Below are 25,217 nucleotides of genomic sequence, written 5' to 3'. Positions count from 1 at the left end.
AAAATAGTCAGCCAGCCAAAAACCAAGCGGTCAACGGCATGACTTTTAAACACTTAGCGTGCTCATTTTTCTCAGCCCTATTCGCTTAACCAGAGAAAATTCAGTTTTATACTTTTTCATACACAGCCTATCCCCATTTTCTGTGGATAACTTTCTGCTGTTTTCGCTGTGGATCCCTGCTGCAAGCAACTCAGCATAACAATGAGTAAATTCACTTATTTTTGCCGGGGGCCAAAAAAAAGCCCCCGCACAAGGCGAGGGCAGTTTGATACATCAGGCCTATTACAGCGCCATATCGTGCTGTGGGCTGTTAGTGGCTTCTTTTTTCTTAGGCTCAGCTGCCGGAACAGGCGCACCATCTTTCATATTAATGACCGGTGGTTTGGTGAGCTGCAGCGTAGCTGCCGTCTCGTCCCATACTTTCTGCGTCAGCGCAGTATTACCGTTCAGCGTTTCACCATAGCTCGGCACAATCGTACGGATTTTGCTCTGCCATTCAGGCGAGTTGAACTGTTCAGGGAACAGCTTCTTCATCACATTGATAGAGATGGGTGCCGCAGTAGATGCACCAGGCGATGCGCCTAACAGTGCAGCCAGCGTTTTCTGCTGATCGGTCACAATTTCAGTTCCCAGTTTCAGCACGCCACCTTTCTCAGCGTCTTTCTTGATGATCTGTACACGCTGCCCCGCCTGGATCAATTTCCAGTCTTCTTTACGTGCAGAAGGATAGTACTCTTTCAGCGCAGCAAAACGATCGTCATCACTTAACATCACCTGGCCGATCAGGTATTTCACCAGATCAAAGTTATCCAGACCCACATCGGTCATAGGAATGACGTTTTTAGTGGTGGTGGTGCCAAGCAGATCCATGAAAGAACCGTGCTTCAGGAACTTGGTAGAGAAAGTGGCGAAAGGTCCAAACAGCACCACGCGTTTTCCATCAAGGAAACGCGCATCAAGATGCGGTACAGACATCGGCGGTGCACCTACCGAAGCCTGACCATACACTTTCTCGCCGTGCATTTTGGCGATCTCTGGATTTTCGCTTACCAGGAAAGATCCGCCTACCGGAAAACCTGCATAGTTATCTGCTTCAGGAATGCCAGTTTTCTGCAGCAGTTTTAGTGCGCCGCCGCCAGCACCAATAAAGACGTATTTCGCATCAATATTGTGCTCTTTACCGCTTTTCACGTCGGTCACGGTGACATGCCATGAATTATCGGCATTGCGTTTAAATGCAGTGGCTTCCGTTGAGGTTTCCAGCGTGAAGTTATCTTTCTTCTTCAGGCTGCCAACCAGCTGGCGCGTGATTTCACCGTAGTTAACGTCAGTACCCACCGGCGTCCAGGTTGCTGCCACTTTCTGATTAGGATCGCGACCTTCAATGATCAGCGGCGCCCATTTTTTGATCTGATTCTGATCGGTAGAAAATTGCATACCCTGGAACAGGGTCGTGTGTTGCAGCGCTTCATAACGCTTGGTCAGGTAATCGACGTTGGTGTCGCCCCAGACAAAGCTCATGTGCGGTGTGGAGTTAATGAACGAGTGCGGATTATCCAGCACGCCGCGCTTAACCTGAGATGACCAGAACTGGCGAGAGATCATAAAGGCTTCGTTGATCTCCAGCGCTTTGCTGACGTCAATCGAACCATCGGCACGCTGTGGCGTGTAGTTCAGTTCCATGTTGGCTGAGTGACCTGTACCGGCGTTGTTCCAGCCGTTAGAAGATTCCAGTGCCACGCCGTCAAGTTTCTCAACCATTAACTGTTTCCAGTCGGGCTGAAGTTCCTGCAGTAAAGTACCTAAAGATGCACTCATAATACCGCCGCCGATCAGTAACACATCGGTTTTCTCCGTTGCGTTTTCAGCATGAGCGGTAGAACAGAGCATAGCCAGAAGGGAAATAACGGGAACAAATTTCTTAGGAGTTTGAGACATGTAAGCAGCTTTGATAAACAATTATTGAATAATGAAAATTTATTTTATCGCAATTGTTAACAATTTAAAATCATATTTACTCACATTTCAGTGACCTTGTGTTCACAGATGAAAAATAAGGGGTAAGTAACTGTTATTATTTTAGTTATTAAAAACCCTGTTATTTATAATGTTAACAAGGTTGATTCAATTTTAAGCTTGATAAGTCAAATTTATGACCACGATTTAGCATTGCTCTTGAAGGTAATTTATATCGTTTTGGCCGTAACAATCGCGGAGTGAATATACAAAGCAGCATCATCTGATTAAGAGTGAGACTATTTTGCGTTAAACAAGCCAATAGGGGTCAGAAGAGAAATGAAAATAAAATATTAAATTAATGTTAAATATTATGCGAATTATCGGCTTACCGCTTTTCAGGTCCAGCTGTCGCTGGGGTTAAAAAAACACCGTCATCTCACCGCTTGCTTATTCACCTGTTTCAACCAGGCTTCTTCTCTTACATCCACCACGTTTCATCTTCATTACAGCCCGATCGCCCAGCGTTACAGGCTGAACTGAGATCAAACACGTAAAGAAGGAGGCACTATGGTAGCGCAGAAGAAAGAGTCAGCATCGGGCAGCAATGTCCTGACGTTTCCCGCAAGACCCGCCATGAACGAGGTGGCAGAGCAGCCGACCAGGCAGCGAGAGCTGGAGATTGAAATCCTTGCACTGATGCAAACGCTGGAATCAGAAGCCGATCCCGTTGAGCAGAAGCGCATTCGCGCTCAGCTCTGGCAGGCGGTGAAAACCGGTAGAGCAGAGTAAGAGATGTTGGCCGAAAATTTTCAGGTTGTCTCTTTTCGGTCAACCCAATCCGCTCTGGTCTGAGCTGCCATCTGTTTCATGCAGTTCCCTCTATAGACCTGTCAGCATTGTCGTCGTGCACAGCAGAACAAAACCGTCCGTATTATTATTAAGTTGAAATAAACATTGCGTAGTAAGTCCGACCGTGGCTTAATAGCTCTATCGGTTTGGAACACAGACCTTATGAACGCAGTTTTAGTAAAGCAGTCCTCAGCTCAAGTGTTATCCTTTGATATCCTTCTTCGTGAGCCTCCTCCTAAGTGCCAAGTAAGTTTCTCTCTGCGATACAGGCCATCTTTCGCCGCTTTAAGTGGCTCATAAATAAAGGAAATATCACATGTCTGATACAATGACTGGTACAGTAAAATGGTTTGATGCTGGTAAAGGTTTTGGCTTTATCACTCCTCAGGACGGCAGCAAAGATGTATTCGTACATTTCTCTGCAATCCAGAGCGATGATTACAAAACTCTCGACGAAGGCCAGACCGTGACCTTCACCATCGAGAAGGGCGCTAAAGGCCCATCAGCTGCAAACGTTAAAGCTATCTAATATATCGACCGCTGTATCTGTGATAACGGCCTAGCCTGAGCAGATAAGCAACGATATAAGTGATAAAACCCGCCTCGTGCGGGTTTTTTGTTTTGTCGAACGGCTGTTTACCGCCGCATGTTGATCTTAACCTTCTGATTTTGCCCGCCGCTCGCTATCCGCCTGACCTTCACTGACCGACCCTGCGATAAATCACCTCCAGTTCAGCCTCAGAGATGGCCTGTTCATCGGTGAAAAGAGCTTTAACCTGTGAACAAAATTCGGCAAAGTTCTGCACGTGCATTTCTCTGCGCGTTTCGCCATGCGTGGTCTGGCGCCAATCAGACATATTTACCTGAACGCCATCTATGATTCTCGCCATCAGCAGATGATGACGAAAATGTGATTGTGGCCAGGTCGATACAAAATGGTTGGCAACCACAATATCCACTGCTTCGCACGCGCGCTGATGGAAGCGATACATCGGATGCGCCTTATCGTTCAGGTTAGCCGCCAGCAACCAGTCGCCACTATCGTCTTGTTTCAGCATAAAACCGTGCTGTTCTCCCGGTTCAAGCAACAGCGGCCGGGTAAGGCTGACGCCACCAAAACCGACATCAGTAAGATAGTGCCTGCCTTGCAGTTCCGCCAGCAACACCATATGCGTTTCAGGTGATGCCGCGTTCTCCGCTGCGCCCCACACCACTCTTGCCAGATGGGTGGAAACGTTAAAGCCCATCGCTTCGAGCAGCAGCCTGAACAGCGTATTGTGCTCAAAACAGTAGCCGCCACGCCGTTTAATCAGCAGCTTTTCAACAACATCCGCAGGCTCGATGCTGATCGGCTTGCCGAGTAAGACGTCGATATTCTCAAACGGCAGATGTTGAACATAGAACTGCTGCAACGCCTGCAATGCAGGAAGGTTGGCAGACATGTCTGGCGTAAAAGAAAAAGTGTCGCAAAAACGTTGAAGCGCGGATTGAGCATGCATGAGCGTTAACCTGTAGCCAAAACGCTATGATAAAACCCTTTTCAGTCAGCATTTTTCCATGCGTGCGCTAAGGTAATGAACGGAAAATTTCAGGGAATATCATGACACTCACGATTCGCAAGGCTGACCAGCAAGACAAAAGCGTATTACATCGGCTGGGTGCTGAGATTTATCGCGCTCACTTCGCCCATCTTTGGCAATCAGCCAGCGAGCTGGATGCCTTTTTGGCAGCGGATTATGGTCTTGCACAGCTGGAATCCAGCCTTTCTGACGATAATGTCAGCTGGTGGATAGCGGAAAATGCCCATCCGGTGGGCTTTGCAAAAGTCACCTGGTCCGCCGAAATACCGAACAGCGATCTCTCGGGTGTGATGTTGAATAAACTTTATCTGCATCCAGCTGAAACGGGAAGCGGCAGCGGTAAACAGATGTTTGACCAGGTTGTTACGCTGGCACGCGAGCAACAGCGGCCCGTGTTATGGCTGGAAGTCTTGCAGCAGAACCGGCGAGCACAGCAGTTTTATGCCGCCCGGGGCATGAAGACGATCCGTGAGGTGATGTTCAGCACCGCTTCACAGCAAAGCTGTCGTCTGCATTATGGCAATGGATCTGTGAGGAACAACGCTTGTTAGCGAGGATCGAGCCGCTTTGCCAGACAGATCGTCTCCTCACGGCCAACATAATCGCCATAATTATCGATGATGTTATAGCCCTGACGGCGGTAAAACGCCACGGCGCCGCTGTTAGTAAGGCGGGTCGCCAGCCAGATATCGCGATAGCCCAGCAGCAGGGCATTCTTTTCGAGGAAGCGCATCAGCGCTGCGCCGGTGCCGGGGATTTCTCCTGTGGAAAAGACCCTTTTTACTTCAGCGGTGGATGCCGAAAGCGGCCTGATCGCACCACAGCCAATGGCGACGCCGTGATGATTGCGAGCCAGCGCCCATAACGCGCGCGTCGCACTCAGCGTATCGGAAGAGAAATGGCCTTTGCCCTCATCGCCGGTAATGGCGGCTAACACCGCAGAGAGCTGTGCGATAAGCCGCTGCGATTCCGCCGATGTCGGATCGGATTTTTCTATCGTGATCATTACCGCACTCAGCTCTACGCAAAAAAGTCTCTGTGCACACTATAATCGCACTGACCCCATCAGCAAAATGCCTCCGAGATAACATCATGCTGTTAGAAACCCTGATTGCACTGGAACGCTCGCTGCATGCTGAAAAGCGCAAAGATGCTGGCTGGCTTGACGCGATTCTGCATGCTGATTTTCACGAAATTACCCGTTCTGGCACCGCGGTAAGCCGCGCCGAGACGCTAAGTGCGCTGATTAATGACCCGGTACATCAACCGATCGCTGGCACTGATTATCAGCTGGTGACAGTGGCGCCGAGTCACGCGCTGCTGCATTACCGCTCCGATAATCAGGACGGAACGCGCAGCACGTTACGCACTTCATACTGGGTCATGAATGACGCCTCACGCTGGCAGCTCTTTTTTCATCAGGGCACGCCCGCTGCGGAATGCTGAACCAGAAGGAAATGTTTATTGCGGTATACCGCTTCACCGTTATTTCCGGTAAAGAAGCGACCTTTGAAGCAGCATGGCTGAAGCGAACCCAGGGAATCACGCTGTGGCAAGGCGAGAGGGCGATCGACCTGAAGTCGCTCTGCGCATCATTGTCGCCTCTGACAAATTAATTCGCCGCACATACCATCAACGGCTGTGCTCAGCATCAGCTTAAGGGCCAGATGTCTGCAGCTGGCGAGCAGATGCGCAGCGCCTGCGGCGGAAAGCATTGCTGATAAGATTGCCCGGTCGCTTCAGGAGAAAGCGAGGCCTCGCGCTGTTGCAAGCGTGTCAGCCCTGCCTCCATATATTGCTGAAGCGCCGCGAGAAACAGGCTGCGCTTATCGGGATACAGCGTGTAGATGCTGGCGCTGACAAGGCTCGAAGCCTTCTTCAGTTCAGCCAGCGGCAGTTAGCTGACGATATCAATCTGTTCGATAACGGTATAAATCCTCAGGCCCCGTTGTTTTGCCACTTCGATATCCATATCGGCACCTTTCGATGCGCCCGCGATACGAAAAATCGCATCGCATCGGCTAATCAGGCGATGAGCAACCGGATAAAGCATCGACTCGGCAATCTCATCATCCAGGCGCTGAGAACCGGCGGCGTGAGCCAGCGGCAGCGCCAGCCATTCGCCAATCACCGGCACATGGCCCGCCTGATAAACCTGCAGGGCGGCCGCTTCCAGGCGGGCTAAATTTTGCTGGATTAATACAGGATCGCCCTGCGTGCCACTGCGATAAGGACCGGCAATCAGAATGAGCTGTGCGTGCATGATGAACCTCGCATGATGCCTTTCAGGGCAACGTATTGAATGAGCATGATGGTTTTTGCATCGGTGATTTCACCGTTCTCAATGGCGTTGAGCGCGTCAGCCCAGGCCATTTCCACCACTTCGATATCTTCTCCTTCGTCACGGATGCCGCCGCCGCTTCCGGCGCGAAGGCTGGCGTCATATTCCGCGATAAAGAAATGCAGCTTTTCCGTTACCGAGCCGGGACTCATAAACGCCTCAAACACTTTTTGTATCTGTTCGATGCGATAACCGGTCTCTTCCTCCGCTTCGGCTTTGATGCGCACTTCCGGCGCTTCGTTATCCAGCAGGCCGGCGGGCACCTCCAGCAGCAAGCCAGAATGGCCATTGACCCACAGGGGACAGCGAAACTGTCGGGTGAGAATCAGCGTTTGTCGGGCAAGGTTGTAGAGCAGGATGGCCGCACCGTTACCACGATCGTAGACTTCGCGGCTTTGACGCTGCCATTCACCGTCCCGGCGCGGATAATCGAAGGTATATTTCTTTAACGAATACCAGTCGTCGGATAACACTTCACTTTTTATCATGCGTACTTTTGCACGTTCAGATTGCATAAGGCCTCCTTAATCCGTAGAATTTGCATCATAGTGCGCATAAACGTGCAGACACAAGCAATATCGTGCAAAGGAAATGACTATGCTAACGTCGCAACGTAAGAAGCTCATCCTCGACAAGCTGGCCGCAGCGGGCCAGGTGCTATCACGACAGCTCAGCGAAGAGTTTGACGTTTCGGAAGATACCGTACGGCGGGATTTGCGCGAGCTGTCGGCGGAAGGATTACTGCAGCGGGTGCACGGCGGTGCCTTGCCTGCCTCAGCGGCCGTGGTGACCTTTTCGGAACGCAAAAACGTGCAGCTGGATGCCAAGCGCATCATCGCTAAAAAAGGGGCCGAACTGATCGCCGAAGGGCAGGTGGTGATCATTGATGGCGGCACCACTACCGCCGAGCTGATCACCTTTTTTCCCCGGAATCTGCGTTTTACCGTGGTCACGCACAGCCCCAGTGTGGCGCTTGGGCTGGCAGATTATCCGTTAATCGAGGTGATCATTATTGGCGGCCAGCTCTATAAACATTCGCTGGTGGCGGTAGGTGCCGCGGCGATGGAAAGCATCGCGCATATTCGTGCCGATATTTTCTTTATGGGCGTAACCGGCATTCATGTGGAAGCGGGATTAAGCACCGGCGACTATGCGGAGTCGTGTATCAAGCGAGCGTTGTCTGCCCGGGCAGCTGAAACCGTAGTGCTGGCGTCAGCGGAGAAGCTCAACAGCGCCTCAGCGTGGGTCATCGGCGACATCAGCATGGTGAATACGCTGGTGGTCGCAGCCGATACCTCTGAACAGGTGCTGAAACCCTTCGCCGCAGCAGGCCTGAGCGTCATTAAAGCCTGAAGTCATTAGTCGGCGGCTAGCGTCTGTTCGTGGGTAACCGGCAAGTGGTAATAGCCGCTGAAGGTTGCCGTATCAAGGCTCTCTCCCTGCTGCGCATCAAGGCTAAAAATGTCGGAGCCGTCGCGGCGCGCTTCGGCACGGCCGGGCAGAATATGCCGATAGATATCAGCCTGCATTGCTACCATTTCGTTAATATTACCGTCGAAGCGAAAACGCAGGAATCGGCCATCAACCGGCGTTTCCTGCCGTTGCGCTTCGCCGTCGGTGTCGCAGTAAAACGTCAGCACAAACCGGATGCTGTCGGTCATCCCGGCCGGTTCATAGCGCTCGGCGATGTAACGTGGCTTTTTCCCCAGCAGCTGACTCTCGGCACTTTGCAGAGCGCGCTGCAGATGCTGAGCATGAAATTCCGGGTTGCCCAGCGTTTCACTGGGGCAAATATAGCTGAAGGTAATGCCCTGCAGCGGAGGCAGCGTCAGGGAAACCACTTCCGGCTGCGGCAGGCTGTCACAGTTGTCGTTAAGGCTCGGCTGCAAGCCGCCGAAATGCCAGTCGCGGGAGACACGATACTGTCCCGGTGGCATGCTGAAATGGCGGCCAAAGGTGCGGGTATAGGTTTGCTGATTGCTAAATCCGAAACGTTCAGCTGCATCGATCACCGGCATATCGGTCATTTTCAACAGGATGGCCGATTCTGACAGGCGGCGCTGACGAATGTAGGTGGCGAGATTAATGCCGGTTTCCTGCAGGAAAAGCCGCTGCAAATACCATTTGCTGTAGCCCGCTTTGCTGGCCACCTCATCCAGCATAATTTTTTTATCCAGATTCTGCTCAATCCAGACGATAAGATCGCGCGTAAAGCTTTTCATTATTCATCCTGGGGTTATTCGCTGAAATAATAAAAACATTCTGAAATGCGCATTAAATTTATTGTATTAATGAAAGGGTTGTGGGCAATAAGCACGTTCACCTTTCCTGCGGCATTCCAGCAGAAAATATATAGCAAAAATAACAAACTACCAATCTTTGCCGATGAAAATGCATTATTTTCAACTTGCTGAATGTAAAGTGAAAACATAACCGCGTACGGGGTTAACGACGCCGCGGTTTGCCGCTTATTTATTAATTTCACAGCGATTTTCTTTCTGCACTAATATCAACTGAGGCAGCCGCAGTTATTATCGTAAATCGGATAATGACGCAGAGAAAAACAGGAGCCCTGATGAGTTTGCAGGTGGTGTGGTTCAAGCGCGATCTGCGCACGTACGATCATGAAGCGCTGTTTCGTGCCTGTCGCGGCGGGCCGGTGCTCTGCCTCTATGTCATTGAACCGGAATACTGGGCGCTGACCGACACCAGCAATCGACAGTGGCGCTTTGTGCGTGAATCCTTGGCGGATCTGTCGCAGCAGCTGGTCGATATGGGGGGCAGATTACAGGTCGTGTCCGGCGACGTCACCGATGCGCTGATTGGCCTGAAACAACGTCACGGCGTATTTACCCTGCACAGCCATGAAGAGACCGGCAATCTCTGGACTTATCAACGCGATCTGGCGGTAGCCGCCTGGTGCCGTCGCGAAGGCTGCATCTGGCAGGAATATGCGCAGAACGGCGTGTGCCGTCCGGTTTCACGTCGTCGCGAGCGTTTCAAGGCGCACTGGCAGCGCTGGGCGGCGCGCCCGCTGTTTCCGGTTTACGAACATGCCCATTTTGTAGATGACCATAGCGGGCTGGAGCCGACGCAGTGGCCAGAAAACGTCTGCGACGAAGACGATCGCTGCGACGGCCGGCAGCACGGCGGACGCCATGCGGGTCTGGCTATTCTGCACGACTTTCTGCATCGCCGCGGCGAAAGCTACAGCGGCTCGATCAGTTCGCCGATCACCGCTGAAGCAAGCTGCTCACGGCTTAGCCCGCACATCGCTTACGGCACGTTAAGCCTGCGGGAAATTGTGCAGGGGACTCAGCAGGCGCGCGAGCATGCGGCCTCGGCAAAATGGAGCCGGAGCCTTGCGGCTTTCGCAACGCGGCTCGAATGGCACTGCTACTTTATGCAAAAGCTGGAGGATCGCCCTGACATTGAGCACAACGCGGTGGTGCCGCAGATGGGCGCACTGAACCGACCCTATGATCGGGCACGTTTTGAAGCCTGGCAACAGGGCCGAACCGGCTGGCCGCTGGTCGATGCCTGCATGCGCTACCTGCACCATCACGGCTGGATAAACTTTCGCATGCGCGCCATGTTAGTTTCCGCCGCAGCCTGGTCGCTCTCCCTGCCGGGCAGGCCGGTGGCGGAATGGCTGGCACGGCAGTTTGTCGACTTTGAGCCGGGCATTCACTATCCGCAAATCCATATGCAGAGCGGCACCTCAGCGCATACCGTGCTGCGTATTTACAATCCGGTGACTCAGGCGCGCAATCTCGATCCCGATGCCCGGTTTGTGCGTGAATGGGTGCCGGAGTTACGTAACGTCAGCGATGCGTGGATTTTTGAACCCTGGCTGATGTCCGCCAACCTGCGCAAACAGGCGGGCTGGACCGATCAATATGGCTATCCGCTGCCGCTGGTGGACTTTGCGCAGGCTCACCGCCAAGCCAAAGCGGAGGTGGCGGCGCTGCGGCTGGCGCACGGTATTCAGCCAGACAGGCCGGTTCGCGAACGCGCCAGCACCAAAGCGCCAGTGAGGACCGGCGTGAAGAAACCGAAAAAGCGCGCGGCGAAAGCCTCCGGCCAGCTCGACCTGTTTTAGCCCTGCGCTTTTCCCCGCTGAACAGATAACCGCCTTGCCACCATAAACCTTTTTCCCGCCATGCCGATATTCTCAGGATAGCCGTCTCATTTGAGAGTAAAAACATGTCGCTGAAAAAGTCCTCGCTGTTGGTTCTGCTGTTTCTGTTTATTCTATTTTTTGCCAGCATGGTGACCAACGTCTGGCTGCTGACCCGCAGTAATCATTCACTGGATGCAGTGAATAAAGAGATTCGTGTGGTGCTGTCGATCATCGATCCCATTAACCACAGCCGCACCCTGCGCGTGCGCTTAATGGAATACATGACCGCGCAGCAAGCACCGGGCGCGCTGCCGTCCGCACAGGATCTCAGTAATATCAAGGTGATTCTCGGCAAGGCAGATGCGGCGTTTAACGCCTATCAGTCGGCACCGCGGCTGGCAGATGAAGCCCCGATGGCCGATCGCTATCGCGATACCTACCAGGCGTACCGCGAGCAGGGGATTCAGCCGCTGATTGATGCGGCCACGGCCAACGATGCGGCGCGCTTTAACGCGCAGCTGCCCACGGTGATCAAACTGGATCATCAGTATGAGCAGGTGCTGGATCAGGTACTGGCGCAACATGAAGCCTATGCCAAAGCATTAAATCAGGATGCGCAAAGCCACTTTCGTTTTGGTATCGGGCTGATCGTCGCCTTCGGCGTGGTGTTTTTACTGATGATTGGCGCGGTGCTGATCTTCCTGCGCCGCTTTGTGCTGGTGCCGCTGGACAGCGCCCGTGAGCACTGCGCGCAGATCGCGCAGGGCATGCTGGCAACGCCGGTGCCGGTCAATGCGTCGTCGCGCAGCGAGATTCAGGCGCTGATGCGCACGCTGGAAGAGATGCGCTGTTCGCTGACCAATATCATTTCTCAGGTGCGTAACGCCACGCATACCGTTGCCGGCGCCTCGCAGGAAATTGCCCTCGGCAACGTCGATCTCGCCTCACGCACCGAGCAGCAGGCGGCGGCGCTGACCGAAACGGCGGCCAGTATGGAGCAGTTGGGCGCAACGGTGAAACAGAACACGGAAAACGTCTTTGAGGCGAGCCGCCTGACCAGCGAAGCGGTGAAGAACGCGAAAACCGGCGAGCAGGTGTCGCAGGAAGTGATCGTCACCATGGGGCTGATCAACAGCAGCTCGAAGAAAATCGAAGACATTACCGGCGTGATTAACAGCATTGCGTTCCAGACTAATATTCTGGCGCTCAACGCCGCGGTGGAAGCGGCGCGTGCAGGCGAGCAGGGCCGCGGATTTGCTGTGGTAGCCGGTGAAGTGCGCAACCTGGCGCAGCGCAGCGCAGTGGCGGCGAAAGAGATTGAAAGTCTGATTGCAGAATCGGTGAATAACATTCGCGCCGGGTCCGATCAGGTTTCCCGGACCGAAGAGGCGATTGGCGCGATCATCGCCTCGGTCAGTCAGGTTGATGTGCTGATGTCGCATATTTCTACCGCGTCTGATGAGCAGAGCCGTGGCATCGGCCAAATCGAACAGGCGGTGACCGAGATGGACAGCGTCACTCAGCAAAACTCCGCGCTGGTTCAGCAGTCTGCCGCAGCGTCGGCGTCGCTGGAAGAGCAGGTGCAGCATCTGACCCATTCCGTTTCCACCTTCCGTCTGGCTACCGAATAGCCTGTCGCGCCTGGCCTGAGAGCATTGCCGTTTGTGGGCCAGGCGCGATATGTTGGCCGGGATGCAAGTTCTTGTGTTCTGTCGGTCGCGCTTACTCTAAGCTGATGGCGTGTATTCACTATCAGGCAGATGCTATGAACGACAAGAAAATGATTTCAATCGACCAGTTTACCGCTGATGAGCGCGTGGCTGTGGATGAAGCGTTCAACGCGCTGATGCAGAAGTTCGTGCAGCGCACCGGCAAACAACCGGATGCTAAAAAAGAGAAAGAGCTGACCACCGAAGCGCGACACACCGTGATGGCTATCAAGCTGGAAAAAGAGAAAGAGAAGGCGCTGGCGGCCAAAAAGCCCGTGCGTAAAAAGAAACCCGCTTCGCTTGCCGCCAGTGAAGTCAGCGACTTCAGCTGGACCGCCTCGGTTAACCGCTACAAAAAACGCTGATTCGTTCAGCCCGTCGCTTCACCCGGATGCGTCACCAGTAATGCCTTAAGCAGCTCGCTGAGCTGTTTTTGCTGCTCGCTATCCAGCCCCTGCAACAGCGCATTTTGCGTCTCGGTATGCACGTGCACCGCCTGCTCAATCGTCTCCACGCCGCGTCGGGTTAACCCCACCAGCATACTTCGGCCATCCTGAGGATCGGCCAGTCGTTCAATCATGCCTTCATTAGCCAGACGATTCAGCCGGTTGGTCATGGCACCGGACGTCACCAGCAGCGAGGTATAGAGCTGTGTCGGGGAGAGTCGATAAGGCTTTCCTGCGCGCCGCAGCGTCGCCAGCACGTCAAATTCACCTTCATGAAAGCCAAAGGGTTCCAGCGCGACGGCACGCGCTTTGGCCAGATGTTTCATCAGCCGCAGCATGCGGCCAAAAATCGCCATGGATGAGGCATCCAGTTCCGGCATGGCCGATCGCCACTGATCGACAACGAAATCGATATGATCCTGCATGTTATTCCCTGTTTATTCTGTGGGTTTGTGTCCGCAGGTGCGCTGCGGCTTTTCATTATAACCTTTATATCTTAACGTTAAGATAGATGGCGCAGTGGTGACGGCTGCGCTGAACCTATCCCTGTTAAGGAACCGATGATGAAAGCTCTGTTGCCCGCTGGCGTAATGTTCGCATTAATTACCTTCCTTGTCGGGCTGAATCTGCGCCCGGTGTTGGCGGCGGTAGGCCCGCTTTTTCCTTTGCTGCAGAGCACCGCCGGGCTGTCGGCCACCCAGTTCAGCCTGCTCACCACGTTACCGGTGGCGATGATGGGGCTGGCAGCGCTGGCTGGACCAACGCTGCTCAGGCACACCGGCGCGTGGCGCGGCATCGCTATCGGGCTGTTTATTCTGGCGCTGGCAGCAGCGCTAAGGGTCTTCAGCCTCAATGCCCTCTGGCTGATCGCCACTGCGCTGCTGGCGGGCGCCGGTATTGGCATGATACAGGCGCTGATCCCGACCATGATTAAACGAGATTACGCCCGCTCAGCGGGCACGTTGATGTCGCTGTTTTCCACCGGCATTATGGCGGGCGCGGCGCTGGCCGCGGCCAGTGCTGCCCCGGCTGCGGAGACAGTGGGCATTCATTTCACTCTCGCAGCGGCGGCGCTGCCAGCGATCATCGCATTGGGCATCTGGCTGACGGGCATTGCACAACAGACCGTCGCGCCGACTGCCGCAGCCGTTGTCCTACGCACCACCCAACGCGCCTGGCTGCTGCTGATCTTTTTCGGTATCGGCACGGCAGCCTATACGCTGGTACTGGCCTGGCTTCCGGCGCTCTATATTGCCGCAGGCTGGAGCGCACGCAGCAGCGGATATCTGCTGGCGGGATTGACACTGACCGAAGTGGCCGCTGGATTTATGGTTTCGCTGTTGGTGCACCGCTTCAGCGATCGGCGACCGCTGTTAATGCTGGTGCTGCTGTTACTGCTGGCTGGGTTGATCTGCCTGATTGGCTGGCCGGGCGAGATGCCGGTGATCTCCACGCTGCTGTTGGGGCTGGGAATTGGCGCGCTGTTTCCGCTTTCACTGACCGTTACCCTGGATCATGCCGCGACGGCAGCGGAAGCGGGCAAGCTGCTCGCCAGGGTGCAGGGCGGCGGCTATCTGATTGCCGCCACCATGCCGGTTATCGCGGGTGTGGTGCGCGATCGTGCTGACTCGCTTAACGTCGCCTGGCTAATCATGAGCGCGGGCGTGATCGTACTGCTGATCATTGCCACGCGTTTCAGGCCGTTGAACGCGAGGCAATAAGGCTTACTTCACCGCGCCCTCGGTAACGCCGCTGATAAATTTGCGCTGGAACACCAGGAAGATAGCCAACAGCGGTAAAATCACGATCATCGCACCCGCCATCAGCACCGGAATATCGATGGTGTTTTTATTCTGGAAAAACATCATGCCGATCGGCAGGGTGCGCAGTTCATCTTTATTAACCAGAATCAGCGGGATCAGGAACTCATTCCACGTCCAGATAAACAGCAGCAGCGCCAGCGTCGACAGCGTCGGCCAGATGGCGGGCACCAGAATGCCCCACAAAATCTTCGCCCGCGATGCGCCGTCCATCACCGAGGCTTCAATCAGCTCTTTGGGGATCTGCTGAAACGCGGTGGCAATCATCAAGGTGGTAAAAGGCAGTGACAGCGCGATCTGCGGCAGAATCAGCGCCAGATAGGTATTCGTCAGCCCCATCCAGCGCAGCTCGTGATAGAGCGGAATGATAAAGGCTTCGCTGGGCAAAACCATACCGAGTGCCAGCAGCGCGGCCAGCAGCTTTTTGCCCGGAATCTTCAGCATGCCGAAGCCAAACCCGGCGAGAATGCCGAGCACAATGCTGCATATCACTACCGGAAACACCACGATCACCGAGTTCATAAAGTAGGTGTTGAAGTGCCCCTGATGCCACGCGGTGACGTAGTTACTGAAGTTCAGCGAGGAGGGCAGGGTAAATACGCCCTGAAACAGCTCCATCTGCGTTTTGAACGAGGTCATCAGCGCCATCAAAAAGGGCAGGATGGTCATCAGGGCGATCAGCCAAATCATCGCCCGCGGAAAAAGTGGCGTGCCTCGCATCAGTTACGCTCCCGAATGGCAAAGTGAATCAGGCCATTTATCACTAACACAATGATCATGCTGAATACCGCCACGGCGGAAGCGTAACCAAAGTTGTGCAGATCAAAGCCCTGCTTATACATAAAGATGTTGGTCACCATGGTGCTGGTACCCGGTCCGCCCTGGGTCATCACATAGACCAGGTCAAACGCTTTGAGGCTGGCAATCACCGTCATCAGCAGCGCAATGCGGATCTCCGGGCGCAGTGAAGGCAGAGTAATGCGCAAAAACTTCTGTCGACGCGACGAGCCATCCAGCTCGGCCGCTTCCAGCAGCGACGGGTCCATGCGCTGTAACCCGGCCATAAACAGCACCAGACAGAAACCGAAGAAATACCAGGTGGCGACAAAGCCCACCGCCGGCAGCGCCCAGGTAAAATCGCCCAGCCAGGAGAGCGCCAGATGCGGTAAACCGATCGCGCGCAGCAGCTGATCGATCGGCCCAAACGCCGGATTGTAGAGCCAGCGCCAGACCACGCCCAGCACCGCCATCGGCATAATATAAGGCAGGAAAAACAGCACCCGCAGGGTGCTGCGTTCCGTTTGATTGCGCGTTTCATACAGAAAGCTGCACAGCGTCAGGCCGACCAGAATCGGGAACAGCGTATAGAACAGCATCAACATGACGTTGTTGCCGAGCGCTATCCAGAACACCGGATCGCTGAACATGCGCATAAAATTCGCTACGCCGTTGTAGACCGGCAGAGAGGTGCCGTCCCAGTCGGTAAAACTGATGCCCAGCGACGCCAGCAGCGGGAAAAGCAGAAACAGGGCGTAAATCGCCATCGCGGGCAGAACGTAAAGAAAGTTGCGCCAGCTGCTCAGATTCAACATGGGGTTCACCTGCAAAATCACCCGCCACCTCAGCGTGACGGGTCAACATTAATGTTTCAGGGTTTTCAGGTAACGCTGATAGTTATCGTCCAGATTAGTAGCCAACTGCTGGGGCGTCAGCCGGTCGGCCATCAGCAACTGAACGCCCTGATTGAGTTCCGCCAGCATGGTTGGCGTCGCCCAGTCGGTGTAATGCCCAAGGCCGTCATACTGATTGAGCGCCAGCCACACCTGATAAGCTTCACCCAGCAGCGGATTATCCGCCGGAATTGTCACGTTTTTGCTGGCGGTGGCCGGCAGGAAGCCGACCTGCAGCCAGCGGTTGGCCATGCTGTCGGAGACCATATAGTTAATGAATTTTGCGCCAGCATCGCGCTGTTCCTGGGTTTTTGCCGTGCTGGTGACGGAAAAGGCCAAGTCGGTGCCGCCGACGCCCAGCGGATGCGCGACGCCGTCCGCCGCAGGCATGGCAGCAAAGTGGATATCTTTATTCTGCTTAAACTGGCTGAGATACCAGGTGCCGCTGATCAGAAAGGCCGCCTGACCATTCTGGAACAGCGTGGCGGCATCGTCTTTGCCAATGCCCTGATAGCCGGGGAACAGATACCCTTTTTTGTTCCACGCCTGCATCATGCCCGCCGCCTTGATCAGCTTCTCATCTTTGAAGCTGCCGCCGATGTCATAAATCAGGTCATCAAGCTTCTTGCGATCGCCGCTGTCGATCTGCGCCTGCCAGACGCTGCCCAGCACCTGCTGACCCATGCTGCCATCGAGCAGGCCCATCATCAGCGGCGCCACGCCCTGATCCTTGAGCTTCGCCATGGCGCTTTCCAGCTCTGACAAGGTTTTCGGCACGGCGATGCCCGCCTTATCCAGCAGCGCTTTGTTGTAATAAAGCCCGACCATTTCGCCGAGGCTGGCGACGCCATACAGTTTGCCGCTGCCGAAATCGAGCTTATCTGACCAGCGGTTACGCTTCAGGATCGAATCGGGAAAGCGGGTGGTCCAGCCGTACTGTTGCGCATAGCTGTCCAGCGGCTGCAACAGCTTGTCTTTCACCAGCGATCCCATATCGCCGCCGCCCTGATTAACCTGAGCAATCTGCGGACCGTCGCCGCCAGAGAGCGCCAGCTTGAGCGGAATACGCGTATCGTCGAACGAGTGAACCGAACGCTGAATGGTGATGCCAGGATTCTGGCTGGAAAATTCCTTGATGCCGTCATCGACGGCTTCGGTCTGGCCAGGATAGTTGTAAATATCCCATTCTGACAGGGTCACCGCGCTGGCGGAGGTGGCGCAGGCGCCAGCCAACAAGGCGGCGCTAACCAGCTGAGTGAGACGGCGAGCCGTGGTGCGGGTCATTGCAGACGTGCTGAGTACGTTGATCATAGTGCCCTGATTCTCCCAACGAGAAGGCGCATCCTTTCCTCATTACAACCCCGCATCCCGCCGGTTGCCCTGTTCTGTGCTGCATCATCAATACTTACTTTATGTGAAAAAGAAAGTCAAACAGGGCGACGGGCATTTTCTGGCTTTGCGATCCTGCTCAAAAAGCGTGCCGTCTGATTTTGCTCTGCCGGGAAAAAGCAGCTTAACTGGATGAATTTGCAGCGCTAATGGGAACGCAATCCCTCCGTTTAATAGCGGTTAAGCCGCAGTAAACGTGGCTTAACCATATGAAAAAGTTATTATCGCGCGGGGTACGGTGGTACGGCATGCACGGGCCACGGCAGCAGACGCCGTGCGGGGCGGTGTTGATCAGCGGCGGAAGCCATGGGTAATAGCAACTTGCTATGGCAGGTCACACTTTGCGCTATCGATTAATTATTCTTTCTTGAAAACTAAGTCAGCTTTCACTACCGTGAGGATGTTCATATTCTGCTCAAGAGAACCCGCCATGATCCTGGATGATGCAGTAATTCGCCAGGCGCAGCCGCAGGATGAGGCCGCGCTGTATCAAATTTGTCTGCAAACCGCCAATGCCGGTAGCGATGCCACGGCGCTCTATTCCGATGCGCACTATCCCGGTCAACGCTTTGTCATTCCCTACCTGCGTTTTGCGCCAGCGTTCGCTTTTGTGCTGGAAAGCCAGGGCGAGGTTGTCGGTTATGTGGTGGCAACGCCTGATACCGAAACCTTTGAAACGCAGCTCGAACAACAGTGGTGGCCCCAGTGGCAGGCCGCCTGGCGCGACCGCACGGCCGAAGCGCCGCTGGACGATAAAATCCTCGCTTATGTTCACCAGCCGGAAAGGGCAGCGACCAGCCTGACCTCACGCTGGCCAGCGCACCTGCATATCAACCTGCTGCCGGTAGCGCAAAAAGGCGGCTGGGGCAGGCGGTTGATTGAAACGGAACTTGCCGCGCTGCGCCAGGCGGGCGTTTCCGGGGTTTATCTTGGCGTCAGCCTGCAAAACGAGCAGGTTTGCGCATTTTATCAACGGCTTGGCTTCGAGCACGTCGTCCGCAGCAACGCCATTTATATGGCCCAGCAACTCTGATGAGGTAAGTCATGACCAGCCTGCGACTCCAAAAGGTTAAGAAGTCCTATGAACACATTCAGGTGATTGATGGCATCGATCTGGAGATCAACAGCGGTGAGTTTGTGGTATTTGTCGGGCCATCGGGCTGCGGGAAATCGACGCTGCTGCGCATGATTGCCGGTCTGGAGGAGATCAGCGGCGGCAAGCTGCTGATTGATGAGCAGGACATGACGCACAAGCCCGCCACCGAACGCGGCATCGCCATGGTGTTCCAGTCTTACGCGCTCTATCCCAATATGACGGTGCGCGCCAATCTTGCCTATCCGCTGGAAGTGGCAAAACGGCCCAGGGCAGAAGTGACGGCGGCCATTCAGGCGACCGCAGATAAGCTGCATCTCACCGAACTGCTTGATCGCCTGCCGCGCGCGCTTTCCGGCGGTCAGCGTCAGCGCGTGGCCATCGGGCGCGCCATTATCCGCCATCCACGTATCTTTCTGTTCGATGAACCGCTGTCGAATCTCGATGCCGAGCTGCGTTTGCAGATGCGCATTGAGATTGCCCGTCTGCACGCCTCGCTGGGTAACACCATGATTTATGTCACGCACGATCAGCTGGAGGCGATGACGCTGGCGGACCGCATCGTGGTGCTACGTCAGGGACGCATTGAACAGGTGGGCGCGCCGCTCGATCTCTACCGCGATCCCGATAACCTGTTCGTGGCCGGTTTTATCGGTTCGCCGCGCATTAACTTTTTACAGGCAGAGATCGCTGCGGTGCGGCCAGGCGAAGTTCAGCTGCGGCTGCCGGAACTCAACATTGCCGATGTGGTGCTGCCGATTGCGGCGCCGTGCCAGGAAGGGCAACAGGTTCAGCTAGGCATTCGTCCAGAGCATTTCCTGCCCGCCACGCAGGCGAATTCGTTGCTGCAATTCAGCGCCACCCTGTCATTTATGGAAAAGCTGGGCCATACCAACTATCTCTATCTGGATATTGGCCGCGAGGCGTTACTGACCATTGAGTGCCGTGAGGAGAGCGCTGCTGAGCTGGGCGATCGGGTGAGCTGGGCGATCGATCCCGCCAGTTGCCTGCTGTTTGATCAGCAGGGTCAGCGGTTGCGTTAAACGCAGAACAGAAGCGGGGCGGTGGTGAGTCGGCGTCAGGCGTCGGGATCGCCATCCGCTTCGGCTGACAGCACATCCAGCAGTTGATTGACCGCAAAACCGGCCGCGCCCAGCGCCCACATGCGGTTGGAGTCGGTGAGGAACTGCAGCGGCGTTACGTGCGGAGAGAGCCTGAGGCGGTACTGCTGAAAACTTTGGGTAATGGCATCGAGCAAAATACGCGACGCCATTTGCGGTTCCATCGCCAGATAAACCACGTCGGGATCAAAGGCCACCGACAGGTTCGCCAGCGAGATGCCAAGGTGTTCCCCGGCGTCGTTGAGGATGGTTAGCGTGTCGCTGTCGGGCTGATTGTCCAGCGCTTGTAAGCTAGTGGCATGCCCGCCGCGTGCGGCATTGACCCGATCGAGAATTGCCTGCGACGCCGCCACATCTTCCAGCAGCCGTTTAGAGCCGTCGCCTAATAAGCCGTGACCAATTTCGCCCGCCTTGCCGAACCGCCCGCGATAGAGCTGACGCTCCAGCACGATACCGGCGCCGATGCCCTTGCCGTAGGTGGCGATAATCGCAGAGTGGGCGGTGCCGAGCTGACCAAACACCAACGCCGCCATCGCCATGGCGTTGGCGTCGTTTTCAATAAACACCGGCAGGGAAAAGCGCGCTTCGAGCAGGCGGGCAATCGGCACGTTTTCCCACTCCAGCACACGTGAGCGAATACAGGACCCGTTGGCCGCATCGACCAGCCCGGAGATCGCCAGGCCAATGGCGCCGACGCGTTTGTCCTCAACCGTGCGCAGAAATTTTGCCAGCGCATCGCCGAGCTGGCGCGGCGTCATTGCGCCGGATGGCATCTGCTGTTCGCCCAGCAGCTTGCCGGTTAAGTCAGTCATGACGATCAGGTTGCGTTCGGCGTTGAGCTGAATGCCAATCACGCTGGCGTAATCGGGATTGAGACCGAGCAGGGTTTTAGGTCGCCCCATTGACACACGGCGCAGCCCCAGTTCGTGAATGACGCCCTGCGCCAGCAGCCGATTGGCTGCCTGAGAAACAGTGGACATGCTGAGCCCGCTTCTCACCTTGAGGTCGGACTGGCTGACCGGTGAGTTCTCAACGATCAGTCGTAAGATGCGTGCGGTCATGTTCGGCGCCGTCATAATTCTCTTCCGCGACTGAAAAAAGGTTAACCGGCGGTGACGCCAGCGTACTGACGCGCCAGCAGCAGGGCACCGCTGAGGGCATCGCCCTGAGGCGGCACGATTTCAGCCCGTCGCGCTTCGGGGAGCCAGGAGAGGATCGGTGCGGCGATGCCGCCCATCAGCGCAATATTGCCGTGGCTGAGCTGCCTGAGTTTGTCGGTGAGCAAGGTGATGTCGTGGGCGGTATCGCCGATCAGCGTGACGCCAGCAGCATCGTTATCGGTGGCCGCAGCAAACACCCAGGGCGCAAAACGCGCCCAGTCAGCGGGCGTGGCCTGGCGCGTCCACAACAGCAACGTTTCCGGGCAGTGGTTGAATTCGGCCATTAGCTGGCGGGTCAGCGGCGTAAGGGGAACGATATCTTCATGCGCCAGCAGCGCATAGCGCAGCGCACGTCGACCCAGCTCAGCGCCGGAGCCATGATCGGAAAGGGCAAAGCCCCAACCGCCCAACAGCGTAAAGGTTTCGCCGTTCCACGCGGCGCCTTGGCTGCCGGTGCCGACGATCAGCACCGCACCGGGTGCGCCCTGATGCGCGCCCATGCAGGCAATTTCCACATCGGTGCAGCAATGAAAACCGGTCTCTGGCGAACGCCATGCCGCCAGCGCACGCGCCACTGAAGCGACGTTAGCACCGGCGAGACCGGCAACGGTGGTGGTCTGTTCGCGCGCCTGTGCGCCTAATCCGGCAAGGCTAAAAGCCTGATCGATGAGATCCGTGAGCACGGCGGTGGCGCCGGAGAAATCGCTGAATACGTTGGCTGAGCCGCGTTGACATTCCGCCAGCAACTCGCCGTGAAAAGTGGTCAGGCGCGCACGACAGTGGGTTCCACCGCCATCAATTCCCAGCAGATAGTGTTGATGCACGCAATTCCTCCAGCGAATCCCTGTGACCAGGCAGTGACAGATGTGCGAAAGATAGGACATAAAAACTTAAATCGCAATAACAAATAAATAGCGGGCCATTTTAAATAATAAAAAGGCTTATTTATTATCATGTTGAATATTTAACCATCATTACAGGCCATGGTGCTTATTGACATTACTTTTTCTGCCGTACTAAGTTGGTGTATAGATTATCACCGATGGTCTGTGCCGACCGTCTATGTACGTATCTACTCCAGAGGTTCAAACATGAAAGTGGGCATCATCGGGCTGGGTTTTCGCCTTTCCAACGTGGTAAACGAGTTACGCAACGCCGATCCGGACTTTTCTATCACCGGTTATTACGATCCTGCACCGGCGGGGCTGCCGAATCTGCAACGCTTTGGTATTCCGGCGGGGCAGGCGTTCGACAGCGTCGAGGCACTGCTGAATGCAGGCGGCTACGATCTGCTGCTGGTGGGTTCGCCCAATTTTATGCACCTTGAACACATTGGTCAGGGGCTGGCGGCGGGCTATACCGTGTTTACCGAAAAGCCGGTGGTGATCAACGAAGCACAGACGCTGGCGATGGCAGATCTGGTCAAACAGTATGGCGAGCAGCGCATTCTGGTTGGGCTGGTATTGCGCTATTCGCCGCTTTATCACGATCTGCTGGCGGCGCGTGATGCCGGTCAGCTCGGTGAAATTACCTCGATTGAAGCCACCGAGCATATCAAGCCTTATCACGGCGCGTTTTTCCAGCGCGACTGGCGGCGTCTGGAGAAATATGCCGGTCCTTACATTCTGGAAAAATGCTGTCACGACATCGATCTCTATCAGGGGTTATTGCAGGAGCGCCCGCTGCGCGTGGCCAGCTTCGGCGGCCGCAAATCGTTTACGCCCGCGCATGCACCGCAGGGCGATATCACCGCCAGCGCTGAGGTTTATCATCTCAAGCCCAGCGGCTGGTCGAGCACCGACGCGGTATTCGACAGTGATGCCGACATTGTCGATTACCAGACCGCACTGATCGAATATCAAAACGGCGCCACGCTGTCGTTTCACGCCAACCTTAACGTGCCCGATGAATTCCGCCGGTTTTGCGTGATTGGCACCGACGGCATGGCGGAAGGGGATTTCGTGCGCAACTATTTTCGCGTCCACAATGCGCGCACCAGCGAACGCGAAGTGGATACCACCTACAGCGGCAGCGCCTATGATGGCCACTACGGCGCCGATGCACTGATGGCGGAAGAGATCGTTAAACACATGACGCAGGGTGTGCCGCTGAAAGTCTCGGTGATTGACGCGCTGGAGGCGGGTTTGACGGCGATTAAAATTGATGAGGCGCGTAAGACAAAATCGGTCATCGATCTCACTGCCAGCTGGCAGGCGTTCGATCGCCATTTAGGGCGCTGATAGCCGACAAAATATCGCTCATTCCCCTTTTCCTGAGCGGACCGAAAAGATTACCGGCCACGACAGGCCGGTTTTTTTATGCCGGTTATCCTTAGCCGCGCAGCAGTGCCAGCACCCGTTCCGGCGACTGATTCGCCAGTTTAGCCACCGCGGTTTGCCCCTGCTGCAGAATTTGCGTGCGCGCCAGCTCACTGGCTTCCTGCGCGTAATCCGCGTCCTGAATACGGCTGCGAGCCGACTGCATGTCCGTACCGTGCTGGTTTAACACCGCCTTGTTCGATTCATAGCGGTTAATTTTCGCGCCGTAGGTGCCGCGATATTGGCTGACCTTCTCCAGCGCCTTGTCCAGCGCGTTCATGCTGATGGCGATATCGCCTTCAGAAAGCAGCGTGGTGTTATTCAGGCCCAGCGTTTTGGTATCGCTGGGCGTGGCCGGAATGCTGTCCGATTGCACCGGCTGACCAAAGTTGGCGCTGGTGATCACCTCCATCGGACGGCTCTGCTTCGGTGGAGTGGCGGGCACCACCGTGGGTTCCGGCAGCAGCCCCCAGGTCAGGGTGCTGTTAAACGACCCGTTGCCGACCACCACCACAATCAAATCTTCCTGCACGTTGTCGAGGGTGAGGCGTTCCAGCGAATTGCTGGCAATTCTGCCGTTGTTAAAGTCGCCGTTGGTGCTGTCTTCATAACGATCGCCATCACCGCTATAGGTAATGTTCATGCCGTTATAGCTCAACGCGCTGCCAGCGCTGGCCCACGCCGGGCCGCCATCAATCAGATCCGTGTCGTTATAGCTCGCGCCGGCAGCGAAGCCGTTAGCAGGCACCAGCAGTTTTGCGGTTGCCGTGGCGTTATCCGTGATGCCTTTGCTCACCCATGTGAAATCGGGATCGCTGCCGTTGATCGGCGTACCGGCCAGATGCCTGCCGTCACGGGTGAAAAGCTGCACATCATCATCCTGTGCCAGCGAATCAAGGCTGATCACGATATTGGTCGCCCCCGCAGGAATGTAAGCCAGCGGCACCACGCCTGAGGTGAATGAGTAACTCTTACCGGCTTCAGGAAAGCGGGTGTTAATCGGCTGGACGTTGCCCAGCAGCGCCGGCGGCAGATCGGGCTTGCTGGTGGCCAGCGGATACTGTCCAAAAATTTCGGTCTGGTTGGCGATCTCGTTGATACCGGCAAGAATTTGCTGATATTCGCCGTTTATGCTGATGCGGTCGGCGGTTGAGAGCGTGCCGGTGGCCGCCTGGATCGACAGGCTTTTTGCCCGGATAAGCAGGTTGCTCACTGAGCCGAGGCTGCTTTCGGCGGTTTGCGCATAGCTGATGGCATCATTAAGGCCGCGCGCAACCGCGCTGTCGGCGTTGATATTCGCGGTCATGCGGTTGGCAATCGCCTGTCCCGCTGCATCATCCTTTGCACTGTTAATTCGCATCCCTGACGACAACCGTTCAATGGTCTTGCTGAGCACTGAGGTAGTGTTCAAACTGTTTTTGTTCAACACTGCCGCAGCGTCATTATGATTAATCGTCAACATAGTCGCTAAATGCAATTATAAGGGTGATGTTATTTATCGGCCCTGAAAGAGGCGGCTTTAGCGGTTAACTGCACAATCTCGTTGCCGAATTTGCAAGTGGATGATGGTGGAGGATTTTCAACAAAAAAGGGTGTGAGGCATTGCATAACAAGGCGTGGCGGGCAGGCGGGGATTTGG

26 protein-coding genes are annotated in these 25,217 nt (G+C 55.4%); 13 read left to right on the top strand and 13 right to left on the bottom strand.

Features of this window, described 5'->3' with window-relative positions; all coding sequences use genetic code 11:
- Window positions 1–282 precede the first annotated feature (282 nt).
- Window positions 283–1,938: a malate dehydrogenase (quinone) gene (mqo, locus tag EM595_RS18970; protein ID WP_067436549.1), complete on the bottom strand. Its 1,656-nt coding sequence runs from the start codon at window positions 1,936–1,938 to the stop codon at window positions 283–285.
- 588 nt (window positions 1,939–2,526) lie between these two features.
- Between mqo and EM595_RS18965 the strand changes: the two genes are divergently transcribed.
- Together EM595_RS18965 and cspE are read left to right on the top strand one after the other, a co-directional pair.
- The gene (locus EM595_RS18965) at window positions 2,527–2,748 is read left to right on the top strand and encodes a hypothetical protein (RefSeq protein ID WP_067436546.1); all 222 of its coding nucleotides are present in this window, start codon (window positions 2,527–2,529) and stop codon (window positions 2,746–2,748) included.
- 376 nt (window positions 2,749–3,124) lie between these two features.
- Window positions 3,125–3,337 (top strand): transcription antiterminator/RNA stability regulator CspE, encoded by a 213-nt coding sequence (cspE, locus tag EM595_RS18960; RefSeq protein ID WP_067436543.1) that lies wholly within the window; start codon window positions 3,125–3,127, stop codon window positions 3,335–3,337.
- Window positions 3,338–3,506: 169 nt separating this feature from the next.
- Here cspE and EM595_RS18955 read toward each other — a convergent pair whose 3' ends face one another.
- Window positions 3,507–4,307, bottom strand: a complete 801-nt coding sequence (locus tag EM595_RS18955; protein ID WP_067436540.1) for an arylamine N-acetyltransferase family protein — start codon at window positions 4,305–4,307, stop codon at window positions 3,507–3,509.
- A 101-nt stretch (window positions 4,308–4,408) separates the two neighbouring features.
- Between EM595_RS18955 and EM595_RS18950 the strand changes: the two genes are divergently transcribed.
- Window positions 4,409–4,939: a GNAT family N-acetyltransferase gene (locus tag EM595_RS18950; protein ID WP_067436537.1), complete on the top strand. Its 531-nt coding sequence runs from the start codon at window positions 4,409–4,411 to the stop codon at window positions 4,937–4,939.
- On the opposite strand, the gene EM595_RS18945 is transcribed toward EM595_RS18950, so the two are convergent.
- Window positions 4,936–5,394: a GNAT family N-acetyltransferase gene (locus EM595_RS18945; RefSeq protein WP_067436534.1), complete on the bottom strand. Its 459-nt coding sequence runs from the start codon at window positions 5,392–5,394 to the stop codon at window positions 4,936–4,938. The two genes, EM595_RS18950 and EM595_RS18945, sit on opposite strands and share 4 nt — an antisense overlap.
- Window positions 5,395–5,480: 86 nt before the next feature.
- On the opposite strand from EM595_RS18945, the gene EM595_RS18940 reads away from it, so the two are divergent.
- Both EM595_RS18940 and EM595_RS21205 read left to right on the top strand, forming a co-directional pair.
- The gene (locus EM595_RS18940) at window positions 5,481–5,834 is read left to right on the top strand and encodes a nuclear transport factor 2 family protein (protein WP_067436531.1); all 354 of its coding nucleotides are present in this window, start codon (window positions 5,481–5,483) and stop codon (window positions 5,832–5,834) included.
- 11 nt (window positions 5,835–5,845) lie between these two features.
- Window positions 5,846–6,004 (top strand): hypothetical protein, encoded by a 159-nt coding sequence (locus EM595_RS21205; RefSeq protein ID WP_157883938.1) that lies wholly within the window; start codon window positions 5,846–5,848, stop codon window positions 6,002–6,004.
- 281 nt (window positions 6,005–6,285) lie between these two features.
- On the opposite strand, the gene EM595_RS18935 is transcribed toward EM595_RS21205, so the two are convergent.
- Together EM595_RS18935 and EM595_RS18930 are read right to left on the bottom strand one after the other, a co-directional pair.
- Complete coding sequence (locus EM595_RS18935; RefSeq protein ID WP_067436528.1) at window positions 6,286–6,651, bottom strand: DUF4406 domain-containing protein; 366 nt, start codon at window positions 6,649–6,651, stop codon at window positions 6,286–6,288.
- On the bottom strand, window positions 6,630–7,244 hold the full coding sequence (locus EM595_RS18930; protein ID WP_067436526.1) for an NUDIX domain-containing protein: 615 nt from the start codon (window positions 7,242–7,244) through the stop codon (window positions 6,630–6,632). The genes EM595_RS18935 and EM595_RS18930 overlap by 22 nt, the downstream gene beginning before the upstream one ends.
- Before the next feature lie 82 nt (window positions 7,245–7,326).
- Between EM595_RS18930 and EM595_RS18925 the strand changes: the two genes are divergently transcribed.
- Window positions 7,327–8,082: a DeoR/GlpR family DNA-binding transcription regulator gene (locus tag EM595_RS18925; protein WP_067436524.1), complete on the top strand. Its 756-nt coding sequence runs from the start codon at window positions 7,327–7,329 to the stop codon at window positions 8,080–8,082.
- Window positions 8,083–8,087: 5 nt separating this feature from the next.
- On the opposite strand, the gene EM595_RS18920 is transcribed toward EM595_RS18925, so the two are convergent.
- The gene (locus tag EM595_RS18920) at window positions 8,088–8,951 is read right to left on the bottom strand and encodes a helix-turn-helix domain-containing protein (protein WP_067436521.1); all 864 of its coding nucleotides are present in this window, start codon (window positions 8,949–8,951) and stop codon (window positions 8,088–8,090) included.
- Between the two features lie 353 nt (window positions 8,952–9,304).
- Here EM595_RS18920 and EM595_RS18915 point away from each other — a divergent pair, with 353 nt between their 5' ends.
- From EM595_RS18915 to EM595_RS18905, 3 genes are all read left to right on the top strand, one after another.
- A complete protein-coding gene (locus EM595_RS18915; RefSeq protein WP_067436519.1) occupies window positions 9,305–10,831 on the top strand; it encodes an FAD-binding domain-containing protein in 1,527 nt (508 codons plus the stop codon).
- 104 nt (window positions 10,832–10,935) lie between these two features.
- On the top strand, window positions 10,936–12,483 hold the full coding sequence (locus tag EM595_RS18910) for a methyl-accepting chemotaxis protein (protein WP_067436516.1): 1,548 nt from the start codon (window positions 10,936–10,938) through the stop codon (window positions 12,481–12,483).
- Window positions 12,484–12,617: 134 nt separating this feature from the next.
- The gene (locus EM595_RS18905; protein WP_067436513.1) at window positions 12,618–12,926 is read left to right on the top strand and encodes a hypothetical protein; all 309 of its coding nucleotides are present in this window, start codon (window positions 12,618–12,620) and stop codon (window positions 12,924–12,926) included.
- Between the two features lie 5 nt (window positions 12,927–12,931).
- Here the strand turns inward: EM595_RS18905 and EM595_RS18900 are convergent, their stop codons facing one another.
- Window positions 12,932–13,432 (bottom strand): MarR family winged helix-turn-helix transcriptional regulator, encoded by a 501-nt coding sequence (locus EM595_RS18900; RefSeq protein WP_067436510.1) that lies wholly within the window; start codon window positions 13,430–13,432, stop codon window positions 12,932–12,934.
- 138 nt (window positions 13,433–13,570) lie between these two features.
- On the opposite strand from EM595_RS18900, the gene EM595_RS18895 reads away from it, so the two are divergent.
- Window positions 13,571–14,728, top strand: coding sequence for an MFS transporter (locus EM595_RS18895; RefSeq protein WP_067436507.1), 1,158 nt, complete (start codon window positions 13,571–13,573; stop codon window positions 14,726–14,728).
- A 3-nt stretch (window positions 14,729–14,731) separates the two neighbouring features.
- On the opposite strand, the gene EM595_RS18890 is transcribed toward EM595_RS18895, so the two are convergent.
- Genes EM595_RS18890 through EM595_RS18880 form a run of 3 tightly spaced genes read right to left on the bottom strand, consistent with a single transcriptional unit; the run spans window position 14,732 to window position 17,781 of the window.
- Window positions 14,732–15,547: a carbohydrate ABC transporter permease gene (locus tag EM595_RS18890; RefSeq protein ID WP_067436504.1), complete on the bottom strand. Its 816-nt coding sequence runs from the start codon at window positions 15,545–15,547 to the stop codon at window positions 14,732–14,734.
- On the bottom strand, window positions 15,547–16,419 hold the full coding sequence (locus EM595_RS18885) for a carbohydrate ABC transporter permease (RefSeq protein ID WP_067436501.1): 873 nt from the start codon (window positions 16,417–16,419) through the stop codon (window positions 15,547–15,549). Before EM595_RS18885 ends, EM595_RS18890 begins: the two co-directional genes overlap by 1 nt.
- A 48-nt stretch (window positions 16,420–16,467) precedes the next feature.
- A complete protein-coding gene (locus EM595_RS18880; RefSeq protein ID WP_157883950.1) occupies window positions 16,468–17,781 on the bottom strand; it encodes an extracellular solute-binding protein in 1,314 nt (437 codons plus the stop codon).
- A gap of 535 nt (window positions 17,782–18,316) precedes the next feature.
- Between EM595_RS18880 and EM595_RS18875 the strand changes: the two genes are divergently transcribed.
- Both EM595_RS18875 and EM595_RS18870 read left to right on the top strand, forming a co-directional pair.
- Window positions 18,317–18,919 (top strand): GNAT family N-acetyltransferase, encoded by a 603-nt coding sequence (locus tag EM595_RS18875; RefSeq protein ID WP_067436495.1) that lies wholly within the window; start codon window positions 18,317–18,319, stop codon window positions 18,917–18,919.
- An 11-nt stretch (window positions 18,920–18,930) separates the two neighbouring features.
- On the top strand, window positions 18,931–20,022 hold the full coding sequence (locus EM595_RS18870; RefSeq protein ID WP_067436492.1) for an ABC transporter ATP-binding protein: 1,092 nt from the start codon (window positions 18,931–18,933) through the stop codon (window positions 20,020–20,022).
- Window positions 20,023–20,057: 35 nt separating this feature from the next.
- Here EM595_RS18870 and EM595_RS18865 read toward each other — a convergent pair whose 3' ends face one another.
- Together EM595_RS18865 and EM595_RS18860 are read right to left on the bottom strand one after the other, a co-directional pair.
- Window positions 20,058–21,176 (bottom strand): ROK family transcriptional regulator, encoded by a 1,119-nt coding sequence (locus EM595_RS18865; protein ID WP_067436489.1) that lies wholly within the window; start codon window positions 21,174–21,176, stop codon window positions 20,058–20,060.
- 26 nt (window positions 21,177–21,202) lie between these two features.
- Window positions 21,203–22,084, bottom strand: coding sequence for a glucosamine kinase nucleotide-binding domain-containing protein (locus tag EM595_RS18860; RefSeq protein WP_067436486.1), 882 nt, complete (start codon window positions 22,082–22,084; stop codon window positions 21,203–21,205).
- Window positions 22,085–22,351: 267 nt separating this feature from the next.
- Between EM595_RS18860 and EM595_RS18855 the strand changes: the two genes are divergently transcribed.
- Complete coding sequence (locus tag EM595_RS18855; RefSeq protein ID WP_067436483.1) at window positions 22,352–23,500, top strand: Gfo/Idh/MocA family protein; 1,149 nt, start codon at window positions 22,352–22,354, stop codon at window positions 23,498–23,500.
- Window positions 23,501–23,591: 91 nt separating this feature from the next.
- Here the strand turns inward: EM595_RS18855 and EM595_RS18850 are convergent, their stop codons facing one another.
- The gene (locus tag EM595_RS18850) at window positions 23,592–25,040 is read right to left on the bottom strand and encodes a flagellin N-terminal helical domain-containing protein (protein WP_071852570.1); all 1,449 of its coding nucleotides are present in this window, start codon (window positions 25,038–25,040) and stop codon (window positions 23,592–23,594) included.
- Window positions 25,041–25,217 lie beyond the last annotated feature (177 nt).

It is taken from the genome of Duffyella gerundensis, assembly GCF_001517405.1.
In the GTDB taxonomy this organism is placed as follows: domain Bacteria; phylum Pseudomonadota; class Gammaproteobacteria; order Enterobacterales; family Enterobacteriaceae; genus Duffyella; species Duffyella gerundensis.
Note: the sequence above shows the minus strand (reverse complement) of the source record. Positions and strands in the feature narration are given on the sequence as shown.